The sequence below is a fragment of the Streptomyces sp. NPDC092045 genome (genome assembly GCF_044756005.1).
In the GTDB taxonomy this organism is placed as follows: domain Bacteria; phylum Actinomycetota; class Actinomycetes; order Streptomycetales; family Streptomycetaceae; genus Streptomyces.
On the sequence record NZ_JBIVSC010000005.1, the window covers coordinates 306,289 to 325,524 of the forward strand.

The window sequence follows — 19,236 nt, forward strand, 5'->3', positions numbered from 1 at the left end:
ACCGAGGCATGGAACTTCACGACGTCTGGTTCGTACTCATCGCCGTCCTCTGGACCGGCTACTTCTTCCTGGAGGGCTTCGACTTCGGGATCGGCATCCTGACCAAGCTGCTGGCCCGTGACCGGCCCGAGAAGCGGGTCCTCATCAACACCATCGGGCCCGTCTGGGACGGCAACGAGGTGTGGCTGCTCACCGCCGGCGGTGCCACCTTCGCCGCGTTCCCCGAGTGGTACGCGACGCTGTTCTCCGGCTTCTACCTGCCGCTGCTGCTCATCCTGGTCTGCCTGATCATCCGGGGCGTGGCCTTCGAGTACCGGGCGAAGCGGCCCGAGGAGAACTGGCAGCGAAACTGGGAGCAGGCCATCTTCTGGACCTCGCTGCTCCCCGCGTTCCTCTGGGGAGTGGCCTTCGGCAACATCGTCCGGGGCGTGAAGATCGACGCGGACATGGAGTACGTCGGCACCTTCTTCGACCTGCTCAACCCGTACGCGCTCCTCGGCGGACTGGTCACGCTCACCCTCTTCACCTTCCACGGCGCGGTCTTCGCCTCGCTCAAGACGGACGGTGACATCCGGGTGCGGGCCCGGGCGCTCGCGCTCAAGCTGGGCCTGGTCACGGCGGTGGTCGCGCTCGTCTTCCTGATCTGGACCCAGGTCCACACGGGCGGCGCCGCCAGCTTCGTGGCGATGGTGGTCGCGGCGGTGGCGCTCGTCGGCGCGATCGTCGCCATAAGGGCGGGACGCGAGGGCTGGTCGTTCGCGCTCTCGGGCATCACGATCGCCGCCTCGGTGGCGATGCTCTTCCTGGCGCTCTTCCCGGACGTCATGCCCTCCTCGCTCAACCCCGAGTGGAGCCTTACCGTCACGAACGCGTCGTCGAGCCCGTACACGCTCAAGATCATGACGTGGTGCGCCGCGATCGCGACCCCGCTGGTGCTGCTCTACCAGAGCTGGACCTACTGGGTGTTCCGCAAGCGGATCGGTACGCAGCACATCGCCGACGCCGCCCACTAGGGTCGGCCGGCGCTCAGAGAGGGGCATGTTTCACGTGAAACCGATCGATCCGCGTCTGCTCCGGTACGCCCGTGCCACCCGTCTCTTCCTGAGCGCGGTGGTCGTGCTCGGCCTCGTCGGGGCGGCGCTGGTCGTCGCCCAGGCGATGCTCATCGCCGAGGTCGTGGTGGGCTCCTTCCAGGAGGGCCGCCCGGTTTCCGCCCTGGCCACGCCCCTGCTGCTGCTCGCCGGAGTGGCGGTGGCGCGGGGGCTGGTCTCCTGGCTGACCGAGCTCGCCGCCCACCGGGCGAGCGCGGCGGTCAAGTCCGAGCTCCGGGGGCGGCTCCTCGGCCGTGCCGCCGCTCTCGGGCCGGGATGGCTCGGCGGGCAGCGGACCGGTTCGCTGATCGCCCTCGCGACGCGGGGCGTGGACGCGCTCGACGACTACTTCGCCCGCTACCTGCCCCAGTTGGGCCTCGCGGTGGTCGTGCCGGTGGCGGTCCTGGCCCGGATCGTCACCGAGGACTGGGTCTCGGCGGCGATCATCGTCGTCACGCTGCCGCTCATCCCGCTCTTCATGGTCCTCATCGGCTGGTACACCCAGGCCCGGATGGACCGGCAGTGGAAGCTGCTCTCGCGGCTCTCCGGCCACTTCCTGGACGTGGTGGCCGGTCTTCCCACCCTCAAGATCTTCGGCCGGGCGAAGGCCCAGGCCGAGTCGATCCGCGCGATCACCTCCGAGTACCGGCAGGCGACCATGCGCACGCTGCGGATCGCCTTCCTCTCCTCCTTCGCCCTCGAACTCCTCGCCACCCTGTCGGTCGCCCTCGTCGCCGTGACCATCGGCATGCGGCTCGTCCACGGCGACCTCGACCTCTACACCGGGCTCGTCATCCTGATCCTGGCGCCCGAGGCGTACCTCCCGCTGCGGCAGGTGGGCGCGCAGTACCACGCGGCGGCGGAGGGGCTCGCGGCGGCGGAGGAGATCTTCGACGTCCTGGAGCGGCCGGTACGGGACGGCGGAACGGGAGCGGTCCCGGACACCGTGCGCCTCGAACTGGACGCCGTGACGGTACGGCACGCGGGGCGCGCCGAGCCGTCGCTCGACGCGGCGACGCTGACGGTCGAGCCGGGTGAGACGGTGGCCCTGGTCGGGCCGAGCGGTTCGGGCAAGTCGACGCTGCTCGACGTGGTCCTCGGGTTCACCGCCCCGGAGCCGGGCGGCACCGTCCGGGTCGGCGGCGAGGACCTCGCGGGGCTCGATCCGGAGGCGTGGCGGTCGCGGATCGCCTGGGTGCCGCAGCGCCCGTACCTCTTCGCGGGGACGATCGCCGAGAACGTGCGGCTCGCCCGCCCGGACGCCTCCGACGGGGCGGTACGGGAGGCCCTGCGGGACGCGGGCGCGGACGGGTTCGTCGCGGAGCTGCCGGACGGGATCGAGACCCCGCTCGGCGAGGACGGCACCGGACTCTCGGCGGGGCAGCGGCAACGGCTCGCGCTCGCCCGCGCCTTCCTGGCCGACCGGCCCCTGCTGCTGCTCGACGAGCCCACGGCCGCGCTCGACGGCGAGACGGAGGCGGGCGTGGTCGACGCGGTCCGGCGCCTCGCGGCCGACCGGACGGTCCTGCTCGTGGTCCACCGTCCGGCGCTGCTCGCGGTGGCGGACCGGGTGGTCGGCCTCGGAACGAACACCGGGACACCGGTGGCGTCGCCGCCGACCGGTGACACGGTCGGAGCCGGGGCGCCGGGCACGGCCGAAGCGGTGGTCTGGTCCGCGACCGCGACCGCGACCGCGACCGGTCCGGCCGGTCCGATCGGGGTGGCCGGGGTGACCGGGGTGACCGACACGGCCGAGACGGCCACCGCCGACGCCGCCGACGCCGTCGCCGCGGCGGGAGGCACCTCCGACGCCGCGGTTCCGGGCGGCGTGCTGCGGCGGGTCCGGGACATGGCCGGGGAGCTCAAGGGGCGCATGGCGCTCGCGCTGCTGCTCGGGAGCCTCGCCCTCGGGTCCGCCGTCGGGCTCATGGCCGTCTCCGGCTGGCTCATCTCCCGGGCCTCCGAACAGCCCCCCGTCCTCTATCTGATGATGGCGGTCACCGCCACGCGCGCCTTCGGCATCGGCCGGGCCGTCTTCCGGTACGCCGAGCGGCTCGTCTCGCACGACGCCGTCCTGCGGATGCTCGCCGACCTGCGGGTCTCCGTCTACCTGCGCCTGGAGCGGATCGCCCCGGCCGGGCTGCGGCGCACCCGGCGCGGGGACCTGCTCGCCCGGCTCGTCCAGGACGTCGACGCACTCCAGGACCACTGGCTGCGCTGGCTGCTCCCGGTGGGCGCCGCGCTCGCCGTGGGCGTCGGGGCCACCGGGTTCACCGCCTGGCTGCTGCCCGAGGCCGGTGCCGTCCTCGCCGCGGGCCTGCTGGTCGCCGGGATCGCCGTCCCGGCGGCCGGCGGGGCCCTCGCCCGCCGGGCCGAACGGCGGCTGGCCCCCGCGCGCGGCGCCCTGGCGACCTCCGTGGCCGACCTGCTGCGCGGCTGCGCCGAGCTGACGGTGGCCGGCGCCCTGCGGAGCCGTACCGAAAGGGCCCGGGAGGCCGACCGCGTCCTCACCGGCATCGCCTCCCGGCAGGCCGCCGCCACCGCGCTCGGGGCCGGGCTCTCCGCCCTGGTCTGCGGCCTGACGGTCGCGGCCGCCGCGCTCGTCGGCGTCCAGGCCGTACGGGACGGGCGGCTCGACGGGGTGTCCCTCGCCGTGGTCGTCCTGACCCCGCTCGCCGCCTTCGAGGCCGTGACCGGGCTGCCGCTCGCCGTCCAGTACCGGCAGCGGGTCAAGCACAGCGCCGAGCGGGTCTTCGAGGTGCTCGACGCCCCCGTGCCCGTACACGAGCCGCACACGCCCGCCGCTCCCCCGGTGGGTCCGTTCCCGCTCGAACTCTCCGGGGTCTCCGCCCGGTACGCCGGGCAGGAGCGTCCGGCGCTCACCGGCTTCGGGCTCACCCTGGAGGCCGGTCGGCGGGTCGCCGTCGTCGGCGCTTCCGGCTCGGGCAAGACCACGCTCGCCCAGGTGCTGCTGCGGTTCCTGGACGTGGAGCACGGCACGTACCGGCTCGGCGGCGTGCCCGCGGGGGAGCTGGACGGGGACGCGGTCCGGCGCCTGGTCGGCCTCTGCGCCCAGGACGCGCACCTCTTCGACAGCTCCGTCCGCGAGAACCTGCGGCTCGCCAAGGTCGGCGCGGACGACGGGGAGCTGCGCGAGGCGTTGCGCCGGGCCCGGCTGCTCGACTGGGTGGACGGGCTGCCCGAGGGGCTCGACACCCTCGTGGGCGAGCACGGCGCGCGGCTCTCCGGCGGTCAGCGGCAGCGGCTCGCGCTCGCGCGGGCCCTCCTCGCCGACTTCCCGGTCCTCGTCCTCGACGAACCGGCCGAGCACCTGGACCTCGCCACCGCCGACGCGCTCACCGACGACCTGCTCCGGGCCACCGAGGGCCGCACCACCGTCCTCATCACCCACCGGCTGCACGGTCTCGACGCCGTCGACGAGGTGCTCGTCCTGGACGGGGGCAGGACCGTGCAGCGCGGCTCGTACGCCGAGCTCGCGGCGGAGGAGGGGCCGCTGCGCCGGATGCTGGAGCAGGAACGGGCGACCGACCTGCTGGCGACCGCCGTCACGGTGGCTGCCGTCTCGTGATCACCGCCACCGCAGCCGCCGTCCCGTGTCACCGCCACCGCGGCCACCCTCACGCGGCCGTCACCACCGTGACCACCCTGTCCACCGTGGCCGTCCTGTTCGCCGGGGCCGCCCTGTCCGCCGTGACGGCCGGGACGGCTGACTTTTCTCGCTAAATAGGACTTACTAGGCTCAAGCCATGACCGCCACCGAGTCCGACGCCCCGGACCCCCTGGAAGCCGCCACCCGGGCCACCCGCAGCCTCCAGGGGCTCTCCACGGAGCTCACCGCCCGCGTACCGCAGCTCCTGGAGGCCATGCGCTCGGTCGGCACCGGGCTCGAACTCCACTCCACCCTCGACCGCATCTGCGAGACCGCCGCCGAACTCGCCGACGCGCGGTACGCGGCGATCGGCGTCGTCGACGACGAGGGCGACGGCCTCTCCGACTTCGTCACCTTCGGCGTCGACGAGGTCACGGCCCGCCGGATCGGACGCCGTCCCGACGGCCACGCGGGGCTGCTCGGCGCGCTGATCCGCGATCCGCAGACCATCCGCCTCGCCGACCTCTCGAAGGACCCGCGCGCGGCGGGCTTCCCGCCGGGGCATCCGCCGATGCGTTCCTTCCTCGGCGTCCCCATCCGGGTCCAGGGCGAGATCTTCGGCAATCTGTACCTCGCGGAGAAGCGCGGCGGGGACGAGTTCAACGACTACGACGTGCACATGGTCCGGGTGCTCGCCACCGAGGCGGGCATCGCCATCGGCAACGCCCGTCTGTACGAGGCGGCCCGGCAGCGCGAGCGGTGGATCGACGGCTCGGTCGCCGTCACCACCGCCCTGCTCTCCGGCGGCGACGCCGACGACGCCCTCACGGTCGTCGCCGAGCAGGCCCGCCGGCTCGCCGACGCGGACGCCGGCATCGTGCTGCTCCCCGCCGAGGAGGGCGGTCTGGAGGTCGTCGCCATCTCCTCGCCCCGGTCCACGAAGTGGCTGGGCGTGGTGATCCCGCCCGAGAGCGACGTGGTGGAGCAGCTCTTCGAGGGCGAGGCGGTCTTCGTCCCGGACGCCTCCTCGGACCCGCGCATGACCAGCCCGATGACCTCGGTCTACGGGCCGAGCATGATCCTTCCGCTGCAGAGCGGCGGGCGGGTGCTCGGGGCGCTCGCGATGCCGCGCGCACGGGACGGCCGCCCGTTCACGGAGATGGAGCGGACGCTCGCCACCCAGTTCGCCTCGCAGGCGGCGCTCGCCCTGATGATGGCCGACGCGCAGCGGGACCGGGAGCGTCTCGCCGTGTACGAGGACCGCGACCGGATCGCCCGTGACCTGCACGATCTGGTCATCCAGCGGCTCTTCGCCACCGGCATGATGCTGGAGAGCGCCCAGCGCAGGTCGATCGTGCCGGCGGTGCGCGAGGGCGTGGGCAAGGCCGTGGACGAGCTGGACGTGACCATCCAGGAGATCCGTACGGCGATCTTCGCGCTCCAGCAGGGGCCCGCCGAGGCCCCGTCGGGGCTGCGCACCCGGGTTCTGCGGGAGATCAACATGGCGGCCGTGCCGCTCGGCTTCAAGCCCGCGCACCGCTTCCTCGGCGCACTCGACTCGACGGTCGGCGAGCTCACCGGCAAGAACCTCGTCGCCGCGCTGCGCGAGGCGCTCTCCAACGCGTTCCGGCACGCCGACGCGAGCCGGATCGAGGTGGTGGTCGACGCCGGCGCCACCCTGCCCGACGGCTCCGCCGGGGTGCGCCTGTCGGTCGCCGACGACGGCGTCGGCATCCCGGCGGGCGGCCGGCGCAGCGGCCTGCGGAACCTGGCGCGCCGGGCGGAGTCCCTGGGCGGCGCGAGCTGGTGCGGGCCGGGACTCGGGGAGGACGGCGGGGGGACGACGGTGGTGTGGGAGGCGCCGCTGTAGGGCCGGCCGTGACCGGCGCGGGGCGTGACCAGGGCCCGGGGAGACCCTGTACGCCGTGGTCCGTTCGCGCGGGTCCGTCCGACCTGGTCCACCGGGTGTCGCGACCTGCCCGGCTCCAGGCCGCCGGACACCCCCCAGGGGTGTCTCGCCGATCAGGCCGGGCTCGCGGTGTCCGGCCTGATCGACAAGACACCTCCTAGGGCGTGTGTCGAAAGCAGCGGCGTCTGCCCGGAGGGCAGGCCCGGCGGTGTCCGGTGCGTGCGATCGCAAGGCGGAGGGTCGCCCCGATACTGGTTGTATCGGGGTGATCCCGACGACGCGGCCGGGGGTGCCCCCGTGCCCGAAGGGCTACGGGGGAGTGCGTGCCGGGCGCCGCCGGGCAGGCGGGACTTTCGACACACGCCCTAGTGCTGCGGACCCGCCGTTCCGGCGAGGGCCTCGGTGACGAGCTGCTCGATGACGACGGCCACGCCGTCCTCGTTGTTGCCGGTCGTGAGGCCGGAGGCGGCGGTGATCACGTCGGGGTGGGCGTTGCCCATCGCGTACGAGCGGCCCGCCCAGGTGAGCATCTCGATGTCGTTCGGCATGTCGCCGAAGGCGACGACCTCCTCGGCCGTGATGCCGCGCTCGGCACAGCACAGGGCGAGCGTGGAGGCCTTGGAGACGCCGAGCCCGCTGATCTCGATGAGGGCGGTCGGGCTGGACCGGGTGAAGGCGGCCCGGTCGCCCGCGGTCGCCCTGGCCACCGCGAGGAACGCGTCGGGGTCGAGCTCGGGATGCTGGGCGAGCAGCTTGAGCACGGGGGCCGCGGCGCCGGTCTCCTCCTCGAAGAGGAGCTTCTCGGCGGTGGCGACGGTTGCTCCGGGGTCGAGGAAGAAGGGCGGGTAGTGCGGCTCGTAGTGGATGCCGGTGGTGAGCTCCACGGCGAAGGAGGTGCCGGGCGCGGCGGCGCGCAGGGCCTCGACGACGTCGAGGGCGACCGGCCGCTCCAGCGGGCGGATCTCCAGGAAGGCGCCTCCGGAGTGGAGGTCGACGACGGCGGCGCCATTGGCGCAGATCGCCATGCCGTGTCCGTGGACGTGCTCGCTGACGACGTCCATCCAGCGGGCCGGGCGGCCGGTGACGAAGAAGACCTCGATTCCCGCCCGCTCGGCTGCGGCGAGGGCGGCGACCGTGCGCTCGGAGACGGTCTTGTCGTCGCGGAGCAGCGTGCCGTCGAGATCGGTGGCGATCAGCCGGGGCGCCGGGACGGAAGGACGCGGAGACCGCGGGGAGCGCGGAGAACGGGGAGAGGTCACCGTCCCATTCTTCCGCACGACGCGCACGGGCGTGCGAGGAGCTGCACATATGAGTGGGTGAAAGGGAGGGGGAGGCCGGATTCGAGCCGTAGGGGCGGGTTTCCCGTCGCGACGCCTCGCGGCGGGCCCCGTCCGCCCCTGTCCGTCCCCTCCCGCCAGGAGTCCCACCAGGAGAAAGGGCCTCGGTCTCCGTCGTCCGCGCGCCCGCCCGGCTCACCGTTCCGTGGCCGTGCCGCATCCGGCTCGTTCCGACATGGCCGTAAACATCCGTTCGTTTTACGGGCGGCGGGGAAGACTCCGAAGGGCTGACGGCGTCTCTGAGGGGCGGGGGCATGGTCGCGGGGCGGCGGAGCGAGGAGTGCGACTTCTGCGGCGCTCCGTACGGATCGTGGGTCACGAGCCTGGGCATGGCGCTCTGCTCCGCGTGCGAGCGGGCCGGAGCCGACCAGCCCGCGCGCGAGCCGGTCCTGGTGGGCGACGTCCTGGCGGGTCTGGCCGACGCCCTGGGACCGCCGGGTGTCATGGCCCTGCCCACCCCGGCCCGTACCGGGCTCCCGGCCCTGCCCGCCCAGAAGAGGCGCCGCACCCTGCGGGAGCCCTGACCGAGGGTTACGGCCGAAGAGCCGTGCGTCATCCCAGCCGGGAGAGGGCCTCCGTGGCGATGGACTCGAAGACGGCCTGGTCGGCGGCGAATTCGGAGTCCGGAATCGGCCAGTGGACCACGATCTCGGTGAAGCCCAGCTCGCGGTGGCGCCCGGCGAAGTCCACGAAGGCCTCCACGGACTCCAGCGGCCGGTCGCGGTCCGGGGTGAAGCCGGTGAGCAGGATCTTGTCCAGCTCGGCGACGTTCCGCCCGGACTCGGCGCAGGCCGTGCCGAGCCGGTCGATCTGGCCGCGCAGCGCCGCCACCGACTGCTCCGGGGTCCCCTCCTCGTACAGCTTCGGGTCGCCGGTCGTCACCCATGCCTGCCCGTACCGCGCGGCCAGCCGCATCCCGCGCGGGCCGGTCGCGGCCACGGCGAACGGCAGCCGGGGCCGCTGGACGCAGCCCGGGACGTTCCGCGCCTCGTCCGCCGCGTAGAACGCGCCCCGCTCCGTCACCGCGCCCTCGGTGAGCAGCCGGTCGAGCAGCGCCACGAACTCCCCGAACCGGTCCGCCCGCTCCTTCGGCGTCCACGCCTCCTGCCCGAGCGCGGTGGCGTCGAAGCCGTTGCCGCCCGCGCCGATGCCGAGCGTGATCCGCCCGTCGGAGACGTCGTCCAGGGTGATCAGGTCCTTGGCGAGCGTCACCGGGTGCCGGAAGTTCGGCGAGGTGACGAGCGTGCCGAGCCGGATCCGCTCGGTGACCGCCGCGGCGGCGGAGAGCGTGGGCACCGCGCCGAACCACGGCCCGTCCCGGAAGGTCCGCCAGGACAGGTGGTCGTAGGTGTACGCGGCGTGGAAGCCGAGCTCCTCGGCGCGCCGCCACTTGGCGCGGCCTCCCTCGTGCCAGCGGTCGATCGGCAGGAACACAGTGCTCAGTCGCATGGGACGACCCTACGAGAGCCCGAGCAGCTGTCGCATCGACGCCGCCGCGCGGACGGCCGCGTCGCCGCAGCAGTTGTTGAAGAGGACGTGGACCTCCCGCGCCCGTTCGGACATCTCGCGGACGCGCGGGACCCATTCCGAGAGCTCGTCGGGCGTGTAGTCGTGGCGGAACCGCTCCTCCTTGGTGCCGGTGCCCCACGCGGTGTTGCGGCCGTGGAAGCGGACCAGGGCGAGGTCCGGGGAGGTGACCCGCACGACCGGAGGAACGGAGGTGGGCAGGGTCTGGGTCATGTCCACGGCCACGGCGGCCGCGTCCAGCTCCGTCAGGAGGGCGGCCGTCGCGTCGGCGTTCTCCTCGTGCCACCAGCCGGGGTTACGGAACTCCACGGCCACCGGCCATCCGGCGGCGCGCTCGCGGCACCGGCGCAGGAACTCCACCGCCGGCCCCCCCGGTACGAGCCGGTGCGGGAACTGGAACAGCAGCGTCCCCAGGCGCCCGGCCTCCCGCAGCGGTTCGAGGGCCGCGCCGTACCGGTCCCACACCTCGTCGAGCAGGCCGGGGTCGACGCCGTCCCGCCCCCGTTGCCGCGCGAAGGACGGCCGGAGGTCGGCGGGCAGTGCCTCCGGCCGGGTCGGGTGGCCGGTGAGCAGCGAGAACGCCTTCACGTCGAAGCGGAAGCCCTCGGGGGTGCGCTCGGCCCACAGCCGGCTGTTGCGGGCACTGGGCAGCCCGTAGTACGTGGAGTCGACCTCCACCACCGGGAACCGCGTGGCGTAGTGGCGCAGTCTGCCCTCCGCGTCACGCTGCCCCGTCGGGTACCAGCCGCTCGCCACCAGCGCCTTGTCCGTCCACGAGCAGGTTCCGACCCGGATCTCTCCCATCCGGCCAGTGTTCCCCGGGACCTGCGACGGATTCGTCCGGCACGCGGGAGTCTCCGCGGGCCGCCGGAGGGGCCGGCGTCAGCGGACGTTCCTGTTCATCCACGGGGTGAGCGAGGCCCCGGGGACGAGTTCCCGGTAGGTCTCGTCGCCGGGCAGCGGGATGACCAGCCACCAGCCGGGCGGGAAGAACCGGCCCTTCAGATGGGCCAGGCCGCCGTGGACGGACCGCAGGAAGGCCGGGACCGCGTCGCGGGGTACGTCCGCGAACTCGATGCCCTCCACCGTGATCCTGGCGTCTTCCTCCGGGAAGATCTGGACGGTGACGACGGGGGAGCCGCCCAGTTCGACGAAGGCCTCGTGCGGCAGGGAGCCGTCCGGGTCGAGGACGGCGAACGCGTCCGCCGAGGTGCGCCGGGAGGTCCGGTCCGCGCCGATGTCGTCGGTGACCGTCATCTCCAGGGCGAACTCCCGGGCGACCTCACGGATCGCGGTGACGGCGGCTTCGGTGCTGGGGAGGTGGGGGTGGGTCATGGAAAGGATCATGTCCCACGGTTTCCGCTCCTCCCGCCGGTGGGGTCAGGAGGGGAGGCGGAGGAACTCCGGCGGGACGGCGTCGGTCAGCCAGACCCCGTTGGCGCTGACGTGGAAGACGTGTCCGGCGCGGTGCATGGCTCCGGCGTCGACGCCGAGGACGACCGGCCGGCCCCGGCGTGCGCCGACCCGGGTCGCGGTCTCCCGGTCGGGGGAGAGGTGCACGTGGTGGCGGGCCATGGGCCGAAGCCCCTCGGACCGGATCGGGGCAAGCCGGTCCGCGACCGTGCCGTGGTAGAGGTACGCGGGCGGTTCGGCGGCCGGCAGGTCCAGGTCCACCCGCACGGTGTGGCCCTGGCTGGCGCGGATGCGGGTGCCCTCGATCGCGAAGCGCTTCTTGTCGTTGGTCGCGACGACGTGGTCGAGTTCCTCGCGGGAGATCGGGAAACCGTGCTCGGTGGTGGCCCGGAGCAGCGCGTCGATCTCGGTCCAGCCCTGTGCGTCGAGGACGAGACCGATGCGCTCGGGCTGGTGGCGCAGGTGCTTGGAGAGGTACTTGGAGACCTTCACCGTGCGGCGTTCGTCCATGGGCGGTCCTGGGGTCATCCGGTCAGGATGCCGAAGCCGGTGTCGCCCCGGCCAATGATTTCCGAAGATTCTCGTTGGCAGGTTTGATCCACAGCCAAGCCGAGTTATCCACAGGGGAGTTGCTCTTTCTGTGGACAACAAGACCTTCCATTCAGGGCAATTGGGGGCTTTGTCCCCTATGTCTTCTCGTGGTGTTGTGCGGTGAGGGCGTCCAACGTCCTCTTGTGCAGCTCCCGTTCCGTCGCCGCCGCGACGAAGGCCGCGACCCCCTCCGCCCCGACCAGCCCCTGTACGGCCCGGACCGTACCGGCGGGCAGTGCCACCGGGCGCGGATCGTCGTCCTGCGCGGGCGGCGCCTCCGGAGACAGGTGGATCCGGAGGTGGCGGGTGGCGAACAGACGCATGGCGCGAGCCAGTTCGGCGTCCACCGTCTGCTGGGCGAGCGGCCTGAGCCGCCGCACCATCGCCGCGGCCTCGGCCGCGTCCGCGTCCGTCGGCGGCCGGTGCTCCAGATAGCGGGCGAAGACGTACTCGGTCGTGAACTCCAGGAACCGGGAGGCGATGTGCTCGACCTGCCCCCGCAGCTCCTTCAGGTGCCCGGTGATCGCCGGCAACGGCACCCCGGCCGCGTACAGCTCGGCCGCCACCGCCAGCTCCTGTGGGCTCGGTACGAGGTACTCCTCCGTCTCCCGGTCCGGGATCCGCTCCAGTACGCCGAGCTCCACGGCCTCCCGGATCGCCGTCTCGTCCGGTGTGCCGCCGAAGCGGGCGTCCAGCTCCGCGCGCGATATCCGGGCCGCCTCCTCGTCCGTCCACGGCCCGTGGACCTCCGCGACCAGACCGAGCACCCCGCCGAGCCCCCGACCGGTGTCCCACGCCTCCAGGAGCTCCTTGATCGAGGCCAGGGTGTAGCCCCGGTCGAGGAGGTCGGCGATCCGCCGGAGCCGCGCGAGGTGCGCGTCCCCGTAGACGTTCGTCCGGCCCCGCCGCTCCGGGCGGGGCAGCAGGCCGCGGTCCTGGTAGGCGCGGATCGTCCGGACCGTGGCCCCGCTGAGCCGGGCGAGGTCCTCGATCCGGTACTCCGGCTGTGCTGACTGCTCGGACAAACTCGCTCCCACCGACCGCTTCCGCCACCCCGCCGCCGCAGGGCCCGTCCTGCGAGGGATCGTACGACCGCCGCTCCCCGCGCCGCGCCCGCTCCCGTCCCCCGCCGAGTTCCCGCGCCGTCCTCGTGCCCGCCCCCCCGTCGTCTCCCCGTGCCGTCCTCGTGCCCGTCCCCCCCCCGTCGTCCCTGTGCGCCGTCCTTTCCTCCGTCTCCCGCCGGCTTTCTACGCCGGCGGCTGCCACCGCGCGAGGGCCCGCAGCGCGCCGGGGCTCAGCCGGGACAGGAAGCGGGCGCCCCGGGCCTCGGGGGTCACCGGCACGACGGCCCGGTCGTGCAGGACGGCCCCCAGGATCGCGTCCGCGACCTTCTCCGGCGGGTAGTTCCGCAGCCCGTACAGCCGGGACGCCTTCTTCTGCCGCCGCTTCTCCTCCGCCGCGTCCGACACTCCGGCGAACCGCGTGGTCGCGGTGATGTTGGTGTTGACGATGCCGGGGCATATCGCGGACACCCCGATGCCCCGGTCGGCCAGCTCCGCGCGCAGGCACTCGCTGAGCATCAGCACCGCCGCCTTCGACGTGCTGTACGCGGGCAGGGCCCGGGACGGCTGGAAGGCCGCGGCGGAGGCGGTGTTCACGATGTGGCCGCCCTGGCCCCGCGCGACCATCCGCGACCCGAAGTGCCGGCACCCGTGGATCACGCCCCACAGGTTGACGTCCAGGACGCGCCCCCACTCCTCGCTCGACGTCTCGAAGAAGGAGCCGGCGAGCCCGATGCCCGCGTTGTTGACCAGGACGTCGACGACCCCGTACTCGTCCTCCACCTTGGCGGCCAGCTTCTCCACCGCCTGCTCGTCGGAGACGTCGACCGCCTCGCCCCAGGCCTCCTGGGCGCCGATCAGCCGCGCCATCTCCGCCGTCCGGGCGGCCCCCTCGGCGTCCCGGTCCACGGCCACGACCCGGGCGCCCGCCTCCGCGAACGCGAAGGCGGTGGCCCGCCCGATGCCGCTGGCCGCCCCGGTCACCAGGACGAGCTGGCCGCCGAACCGCTCCGCGTACTCCGGGCGCACCCCGCTCTTCGCCGCCGCCGCGACCGGCTTCGACGCCCCGGCCGCCGGCTCCTCGTGGGTCCTGACGAACTCGGCGATCCAGGAGGACAGCTGGTCCGGCCGGGTGCGCGGCACCCAGTGCTTGGCGGGCAGGGTGCGCCGGGTCAGCTCCGGCACCCAGGTGCCCAGGTCGTCGTAGAGCCGGTCGGAGAGGAAGGCGTCACCGGTCGGCACGATCAGCTGCACGGGCGCGTGCGCGTACGCGTCGGGACGTGGCCGGGAGAGCCGGGCCCGGACGTTGTCCCGGTAGAGCCAGGCCCCGTGCGCCGCGTCGTTCGGCAGCGAGGACGTCGGGTAGTCGCCGGCCGGGACCTTCTCGACCCGCTCCAGGATCCCCGGCCAGCGCTTGCCGAGCGGCCCGCGCCAGGCCAGCTCCGGCAGCACCGGGGCGTGCAGCATGTACACGTACCAGGACTTGGCGCCCTGGCCGAGGAGCTGTCCGATCCGGCGCGGGGTGGGCCGGGTCATCCGGCGCTTGATCCAGTGCCCGAAGTGGTCGAGGGAGGGCCCCGACATCGAGGTGAAGGAGGCGATCCGGCCCTCGGTGCGCGGCACCGTGACGAACTCCCAGGACTGCACGGAGCCCCAGTCGTGGCCGACGAGGTGGACCGGCCGGTCCGGGCTGACGGCGTCGGCGACCGCGAGGAAGTCGTCCGTCAGCTTCTCCAGGGTGAAACCGCCGCGCAGCGGGGCCGGGGCCGTCGACTGGCCGTGGCCCCGGACGTCGTACAGCACCACGTGGAACTCCTCGGCCAGCCGGAGCGCGACCTCCGACCACACCTCCTTGGAGTCCGGGTAGCCGTGCACGAGCAGGACGGTCGGCCGGCCCGTCTCGCCGAGCTCGGCGACGCACAGCTCGATCCCGCCCGTACGGACCCGGCGCTCCCGGGCTCCCTTGAGCTCCGTCATCAGACCGCTCCCTCGTTCCAGCGCCGCACGTGCGGCAGATCGTCGTCCAGCCAGAACGCGCTCTGCTCGGGGTCCCGGGAGTCGGTGACGACCAGGATCTCCTCGAACTTCGCGCCCGTACCCCGGAATCCGAGGTGCGGCTCGACCGCCCACAGCCCGGGCGTGGGCGGGTGGTCGGAGAACTTGTACGGCGACCAGAGCGGCGACCAGCCGTCTCGGTGCCCGTGCAGGGCGTCGCTCGCCAGGCCCTTGAGCGCCTGGGTGCCGAAGCCGAAGAGCGTCGGCGACCAGCGGCGCTCCCCCACCCGGTCGATCTTGTGGGCGATGACGCCGAAGGGGTAGGCCCGGTGCCGGTTCGCGTACCCCTGGCGGACCATGAGCCGGTCCACGTCCTCGTATATCTCGCGCAGCGTGCGGCGCTCGCGCACCTCGCGCAGGATCAGCTCGCGGTGGGCCGCCAGGTCGGCGAGCAGCCGGTCGTGCAGGGGATCGAGCCCGAGGCAGCCGCTGTAACCGATGTCGGCCGTGTAGCCCTGGTACACCGGGGCCATGTCGAGGATGAACGGCATCCCCGCCTCCAGGCGCCGGTTCGTCGGGAAGAACTGGAGCGGGATCCTGAAGTCCACGAAGGCCGTGCGGTCCCCGAACCAGGCGAACGGCCGGTGGAACCAGTCCCGGACGCCCCGCTCGTACAGCCACTCCCGCTGCATCCGGGCGGCCTCGCGCTCGGTCACGCCCGGCTTCAGCTGCGCCGCTACGGCTTCCGCGCACGCGTAGGAGAGCCGCTGCACCTCCTTGAACCCCCGCAGCTCCGCCGAGAGTTCACCTGTCACTGCCGTTGCCATGCCACCCTCCGTCCCCTGTGAGCGCCCGGCTGCGCTACGCGTTCGTAACTTGACATCGATGAATGTGACAATGCTCGGCGGCTGAGTCAAGGGGTCGGACGACGGCCTGGGGAAAACTCGACGGCGAATACGCCGGAAGTCCCCCGAGGGGGTACCGGCCGATCAAGGGGTGACGACTTTCGTCGTTCCGCCCCTACGGGCTTGTACTCCTCTGGTCGGACAGAGGTCGAGCCGTTGGTCTGACGACACGTGTGGCGCACACCACTACCTTCGTGGTGTGACTGTGATCGCGACCGAAAGCCTCAGCAAGCGGTTCCCCCGGGTGACCGCTCTCGACCGGCTCTCCCTGGACATCGGGCCCGGTGTGACCGGACTGGTGGGTGCCAACGGAGCCGGCAAGTCCACGATGATCAAGATCCTGCTCGGACTCTCCCCCGCCACGGAGGGCCACGCGGAGGTGCTGGGCCTCGACGTCCGCACCTCCGGCGCCCAGATCCGCGAGCGCGTGGGATACATGCCCGAGCACGACTGCCTCCCCCCGGACGTCTCGGCCACCGAGTTCGTCGTCCACATGGCGCGCATGTCCGGGCTGCCCGCGACCGCCGCCCGCGAGCGGACGGCCGACACCCTGCGCCACGTCGGCCTGTACGAGGAGCGCTACCGCCCCATCGGCGGGTACTCGACCGGCATGAAGCAGCGGGTGAAGCTCGCCCAGGCGCTGGTCCACGACCCGAAGCTGGTCCTCCTCGACGAGCCGACCAACGGTCTCGACCCGGTGGGCCGGGACGAGATGCTCGGACTGATCCGCCGGATCTGGACCGACTTCGGCATCTCCGTCCTCGTCACCTCGCACCTCCTCGGCGAGCTGGAGCGCACCTGCGACCACGTCGTCGTCATCGACGGCGGACGCCTCCTGCGCTCCAGCTCCACCAGCGACTTCACCCGGATCACCACGACCCTCGCGGTCGAGGTCACCGACTCCGACGCACAGCCCGACGGCACGGCGGCCCTCCGCACGGCCCTCGCCGCCGCCGGCGTCACCCTCCACCCGGGCACGGAGGACGGCCTGCCCGGCGCCGGCCACGTCCTGCTCCTGGAGGCGGCCGGCGAGGAGACGTACGACCTCGTGCGCGACACCGTCGCCGACCTCGGCCTCGGGCTCGTCCGCATGGAGCAGCGCCGCCACCACATCGCCGAGGTCTTCCGTCCGGAGGCCGCCGAGGCGTCCACGCCCCACGAGGAGGTGCCGGCCCGATGAGCACCAGGATCCCCCAGCCCTCCCAGGCCGCTCCCGACACGACCCGGATCCACAACATCGGATACCGGTCCTACGAAGGCCCGCGCCTCGGCCGGGCGTACGCGCGCCGGTCGCTCTTCTCGCAGTCCCTGCGGGGCGCGTACGGACTGGGCCGCAGCGCCAAGTCCAAGGTGCTGCCGATGCTGCTCGCCGGCGTGATGTGCGCCCCGGCGCTGATCATCGTCGCCGTCGCGGTCGCCACCAAGCAGACCAAGCTCTCGATCGAGTACACGCAGTACGCGATCTTCCTCCAGGTCGTCATCGGCATCTTCCTGGCCTCGCAGGCGCCGCAGTCCGTCTCCCGCGACCTCCGGTTCAGGACCGTGCCCCTGTACTTCTCCCGCCCGATCGAGCGCGCGGACTACGTCCTCGCCAAGTACGGGGCGATGGCGTCGGCGCTCTTCATCCTCACGGCCGTCCCGCTGCTGATCATGTGGATCGGCTCGATGCTCGCCAAGATGGACTTCGCCGAGCAGGCCAAGATGTTCGGCCAGGGCATCGTCTCCGTGGCGCTCCTCTCGCTGCTCTTCGGCGGCATCGGCCTCGTCATGGCGGCCCTGACTCCGCGCCGCGGCTTCGGCGTCGCCGCCGTCATCGGCGTCCTGACCATCTCGTACGGCGCGGTCTCGACGCTCATGGGCATCGCCTACGCCACGGAGAACCCGGGCGCCATCGAGTGGCTCGGCCTGTTCTCGCCGATCACCCTCGTCGACGGCGTGCAGACCGCCTTCCTGGGCGCACCGCCCATGTTCCCCGAGCTCGGAGGCCCGAGCGCCGGAGTCGGCGTGGTCTACCTGCTGGTCGTCCTCGCGCTGATCGCCGGCTCGTACGGCATCCTGATGCGCCGCTACCGAAAGGTCGGGCTGTGACCGTCCTCCCGTCGCCCGCCACCACTCCTCAAAGGAAGGGGCCGCGCCCATGAGCACCCTTCACATCGATCACGTCTCCCGCTGGTTCGGGAACGTCGTGGCCGTCAACGACGTCACGATGGAGGTGGGGCCCGGCGTCACCGGCCTCCTCGGCCCCAACGGTGCCGGAAAGTCCACCCTGATCAACATGATGGGCGGCTTCCTCGACCCCTCCACCGGCACCGTCACCCTCGACGGGCAGAAGATCTGGGGGAACGAGTCGGTCTACCGCGACATCGGCGTCGTGCCCGAGCGGGAGGCGATGTACGACTTCCTCACCGGCCGCGAGTTCGTCGTGGCCAACGCCGAGCTCCAGGGCCTCGGCGCCAAGGAGGCCCAGCGGGCCCTGGCCACGGTCGAGATGGAGTACGCGCAGGACCGCAAGGTCTCCACGTACAGCAAGGGCATGCGGCAGCGCGTGAAGATGGCCTCGGCCCTCGTCCACGACCCGTCCGTGCTGCTGCTCGACGAGCCGTTCAACGGCATGGACCCGCGCCAGCGCATGCAGCTGATGGACCTGCTGCGGCGGATGGGCGCGGCCGGCCGCACGGTCCTGTTCTCCTCGCACATCCTGGAGGAGGTCGAGCAGCTCGCCTCCCACATCGAGGTGATCGTGGCCGGACGGCACGCCGCCTCCGGCGACTTCCGCAAGATCCGCCGCCTCATGACGGACCGGCCGCACCGCTACCTCGTCCGCTCCAGCGACGACCGGGCCCTCGCGGCCGCGCTGATCGCCGACCCGTCCACGGCCGGCATCGAGGTCGACCACGCGGACGGCGGACTGCGCATCCAGGCGGTCGACTTCGGGCGGTTCACGGAACTGCTGCCGAAGGTCGCGCGCGAGCGGGGGATCCGTCTCCTGACGGTCTCGCCCTCGGACGAGTCCCTCGAATCGGTCTTCTCGTACCTCGTAGCGGCCTGAAAGGAGCCCGACCGATGTACAACCCCACAGTTGCCCGGCTCACCTACCGGGCCCTCCTCGGCCGCCGCAGGGCCCTGATCCTCTTCCTGCTGCCCGCCATGCTGCTGGTCATCTCGGCGGCGGTCCGCATGTTCAACGGCGCGGACGACCAGGTCGCGGCCGACGTCCTCGGCGGCTTCGCCCTGGCCACGATGGTGCCGCTGATCGGCGTCATCGCCGGCACGGGCGCGATCGGCCCCGAGATCGACGACGGCTCGATCGTCTACCTGCTGTCCAAGCCGGTGAAGCGGCCCACGATCATCTTCACGAAGCTGATCGTGGCGATCGCGGTGACGATGGTCTTCTCGGCGGTGCCGACGCTGATCGCCGGGTTCATCCTCAACGGCAACGGCCAGCAGGTGGCCGTGGCGTACACGGTGGCGGCGCTCGTGGCCTCCATCGCCTACAGCGCCCTGTTCCTGCTGCTCGGCACGGTCAGCCGGCACGCCGTGGTGATCGGCCTGGTCTACGCCCTGGTGTGGGAGGCCCTCTTCGGCTCCCTGATCGCCGGCGCCCGCACCCTGAGCGTCCAGCAGTGGGCGCTCGCCCTCGCGGAGAAGGTCACCGGCGACGGCCTGGTCACCTCCGAGGTCGGGCTCCCCACGGCGGTGGTCCTCCTGGTGGCGGTCACGGTCGCGGCGACCTGGTTCGCCGGCCAGAAGCTCCGCCGCCTGACCCTGGCGGGCGAGGAGTAGGCCCGGCGCCGGAC

Annotated in this window: 16 protein-coding genes; 8 read left to right on the forward strand and 8 right to left on the reverse strand. The window is 72.8% G+C overall.

What is annotated here, in order from left to right:
• Positions 1 to 8: 8 nt before the first annotated feature.
• The 3 genes from cydB (at position 9) to ACIQKA_RS17210 (ending at position 6,571) form a co-directional block, all read left to right on the forward strand.
• Complete coding sequence (gene cydB / locus ACIQKA_RS17200) at positions 9 to 1,013, forward strand: cytochrome d ubiquinol oxidase subunit II (protein ID WP_383149470.1); 1,005 nt, start codon at positions 9 to 11, stop codon at positions 1,011 to 1,013.
• A gap of 25 nt (positions 1,014 to 1,038) precedes the next feature.
• Positions 1,039 to 4,680 carry a thiol reductant ABC exporter subunit CydD gene (gene cydD, locus ACIQKA_RS17205; RefSeq protein WP_402541412.1) on the forward strand — a complete coding sequence of 1,214 codons (3,642 nt, stop codon included), beginning with the start codon at positions 1,039 to 1,041 and terminating at the stop codon, positions 4,678 to 4,680.
• A 178-nt stretch (positions 4,681 to 4,858) separates the two neighbouring features.
• A complete protein-coding gene (locus ACIQKA_RS17210) occupies positions 4,859 to 6,571 on the forward strand; it encodes a GAF domain-containing sensor histidine kinase (protein ID WP_402541413.1) in 1,713 nt (570 codons plus the stop codon).
• Positions 6,572 to 6,975: 404 nt separating this feature from the next.
• Here the strand turns inward: ACIQKA_RS17210 and ACIQKA_RS17215 are convergent, their stop codons facing one another.
• On the reverse strand, positions 6,976 to 7,869 hold the full coding sequence (locus tag ACIQKA_RS17215) for a Cof-type HAD-IIB family hydrolase (RefSeq protein ID WP_383149464.1): 894 nt from the start codon (positions 7,867 to 7,869) through the stop codon (positions 6,976 to 6,978).
• A gap of 332 nt (positions 7,870 to 8,201) precedes the next feature.
• Between ACIQKA_RS17215 and ACIQKA_RS17220 the strand changes: the two genes are divergently transcribed.
• The gene (locus tag ACIQKA_RS17220; protein WP_402541415.1) at positions 8,202 to 8,471 is read left to right on the forward strand and encodes a hypothetical protein; all 270 of its coding nucleotides are present in this window, start codon (positions 8,202 to 8,204) and stop codon (positions 8,469 to 8,471) included.
• A gap of 28 nt (positions 8,472 to 8,499) precedes the next feature.
• Here ACIQKA_RS17220 and ACIQKA_RS17225 read toward each other — a convergent pair whose 3' ends face one another.
• The 7 genes from ACIQKA_RS17225 to ACIQKA_RS17255 form a co-directional block, all read right to left on the reverse strand.
• Complete coding sequence (locus tag ACIQKA_RS17225) at positions 8,500 to 9,396, reverse strand: LLM class flavin-dependent oxidoreductase (RefSeq protein ID WP_383149461.1); 897 nt, start codon at positions 9,394 to 9,396, stop codon at positions 8,500 to 8,502.
• A gap of 9 nt (positions 9,397 to 9,405) precedes the next feature.
• Positions 9,406 to 10,278 (reverse strand): DUF72 domain-containing protein, encoded by an 873-nt coding sequence (locus ACIQKA_RS17230; RefSeq protein WP_383149459.1) that lies wholly within the window; start codon positions 10,276 to 10,278, stop codon positions 9,406 to 9,408.
• A gap of 78 nt (positions 10,279 to 10,356) precedes the next feature.
• Positions 10,357 to 10,809 carry a hypothetical protein gene (locus ACIQKA_RS17235; protein WP_390109816.1) on the reverse strand — a complete coding sequence of 151 codons (453 nt, stop codon included), beginning with the start codon at positions 10,807 to 10,809 and terminating at the stop codon, positions 10,357 to 10,359.
• Between the two features lie 45 nt (positions 10,810 to 10,854).
• Positions 10,855 to 11,397, reverse strand: coding sequence for an RNA 2'-phosphotransferase (locus ACIQKA_RS17240; protein ID WP_391095370.1), 543 nt, complete (start codon positions 11,395 to 11,397; stop codon positions 10,855 to 10,857).
• A gap of 176 nt (positions 11,398 to 11,573) precedes the next feature.
• Positions 11,574 to 12,503 (reverse strand): MerR family transcriptional regulator, encoded by a 930-nt coding sequence (locus tag ACIQKA_RS17245; protein ID WP_402541416.1) that lies wholly within the window; start codon positions 12,501 to 12,503, stop codon positions 11,574 to 11,576.
• A gap of 222 nt (positions 12,504 to 12,725) precedes the next feature.
• On the reverse strand, positions 12,726 to 14,516 hold the full coding sequence (locus ACIQKA_RS17250) for an SDR family oxidoreductase (RefSeq protein ID WP_402541418.1): 1,791 nt from the start codon (positions 14,514 to 14,516) through the stop codon (positions 12,726 to 12,728).
• Positions 14,516 to 15,361 carry a M24 family metallopeptidase gene (locus ACIQKA_RS17255; RefSeq protein ID WP_383149452.1) on the reverse strand — a complete coding sequence of 282 codons (846 nt, stop codon included), beginning with the start codon at positions 15,359 to 15,361 and terminating at the stop codon, positions 14,516 to 14,518. The genes ACIQKA_RS17250 and ACIQKA_RS17255 overlap by 1 nt, the downstream gene beginning before the upstream one ends.
• A gap of 283 nt (positions 15,362 to 15,644) precedes the next feature.
• Here ACIQKA_RS17255 and ACIQKA_RS17260 point away from each other — a divergent pair, with 283 nt between their 5' ends.
• From ACIQKA_RS17260 to ACIQKA_RS17275, 4 genes are read left to right on the forward strand one after another with little or no spacing between them, the layout of a single operon-like run.
• Entirely contained in the window at positions 15,645 to 16,619 is a 975-nt protein-coding gene (locus ACIQKA_RS17260; RefSeq protein ID WP_383149529.1) for an ABC transporter ATP-binding protein, read from the forward strand.
• Complete coding sequence (locus tag ACIQKA_RS17265) at positions 16,616 to 17,527, forward strand: ABC transporter permease (RefSeq protein ID WP_383149450.1); 912 nt, start codon at positions 16,616 to 16,618, stop codon at positions 17,525 to 17,527. Before ACIQKA_RS17260 ends, ACIQKA_RS17265 begins: the two co-directional genes overlap by 4 nt.
• A 49-nt stretch (positions 17,528 to 17,576) precedes the next feature.
• On the forward strand, positions 17,577 to 18,488 hold the full coding sequence (locus tag ACIQKA_RS17270) for an ABC transporter ATP-binding protein (RefSeq protein ID WP_383149449.1): 912 nt from the start codon (positions 17,577 to 17,579) through the stop codon (positions 18,486 to 18,488).
• 14 nt (positions 18,489 to 18,502) lie between these two features.
• Positions 18,503 to 19,222, forward strand: a complete 720-nt coding sequence (locus ACIQKA_RS17275; RefSeq protein ID WP_366373157.1) for an ABC transporter permease — start codon at positions 18,503 to 18,505, stop codon at positions 19,220 to 19,222.
• Positions 19,223 to 19,236 lie beyond the last annotated feature (14 nt).

Bases quoted from the DNA above. Each gene is read 5' to 3' on its own strand.
- cydB (WP_383149470.1), top strand. From the start codon at position 9: ATGGAACTTCACGACGTCTGGTTCGTACTCATCGCCGTCCTCTGGACC.
- cydD (WP_402541412.1), top strand. From the start codon at position 1,039: ATGTTTCACGTGAAACCGATCGATCCGCGTCTGCTCCGGTACGCCCGT.
- ACIQKA_RS17210 (WP_402541413.1), top strand. From the start codon at position 4,859: ATGACCGCCACCGAGTCCGACGCCCCGGACCCCCTGGAAGCCGCCACC.
- ACIQKA_RS17220 (WP_402541415.1), top strand. From the start codon at position 8,202: ATGGTCGCGGGGCGGCGGAGCGAGGAGTGCGACTTCTGCGGCGCTCCG.
- ACIQKA_RS17225 (WP_383149461.1), bottom strand. From the start codon at position 9,396: ATGCGACTGAGCACTGTGTTCCTGCCGATCGACCGCTGGCACGAGGGA.
- ACIQKA_RS17230 (WP_383149459.1), bottom strand. From the start codon at position 10,278: ATGGGAGAGATCCGGGTCGGAACCTGCTCGTGGACGGACAAGGCGCTG.
- ACIQKA_RS17235 (WP_390109816.1), bottom strand. From the start codon at position 10,809: ATGACCCACCCCCACCTCCCCAGCACCGAAGCCGCCGTCACCGCGATC.
- ACIQKA_RS17240 (WP_391095370.1), bottom strand. From the start codon at position 11,397: ATGGACGAACGCCGCACGGTGAAGGTCTCCAAGTACCTCTCCAAGCAC.
- ACIQKA_RS17250 (WP_402541418.1), bottom strand. From the start codon at position 14,516: ATGACGGAGCTCAAGGGAGCCCGGGAGCGCCGGGTCCGTACGGGCGGG.
- ACIQKA_RS17255 (WP_383149452.1), bottom strand. From the start codon at position 15,361: ATGGCAACGGCAGTGACAGGTGAACTCTCGGCGGAGCTGCGGGGGTTC.
- ACIQKA_RS17265 (WP_383149450.1), top strand. From the start codon at position 16,616: ATGAGCACCAGGATCCCCCAGCCCTCCCAGGCCGCTCCCGACACGACC.
- ACIQKA_RS17270 (WP_383149449.1), top strand. From the start codon at position 17,577: ATGAGCACCCTTCACATCGATCACGTCTCCCGCTGGTTCGGGAACGTC.
- ACIQKA_RS17275 (WP_366373157.1), top strand. From the start codon at position 18,503: ATGTACAACCCCACAGTTGCCCGGCTCACCTACCGGGCCCTCCTCGGC.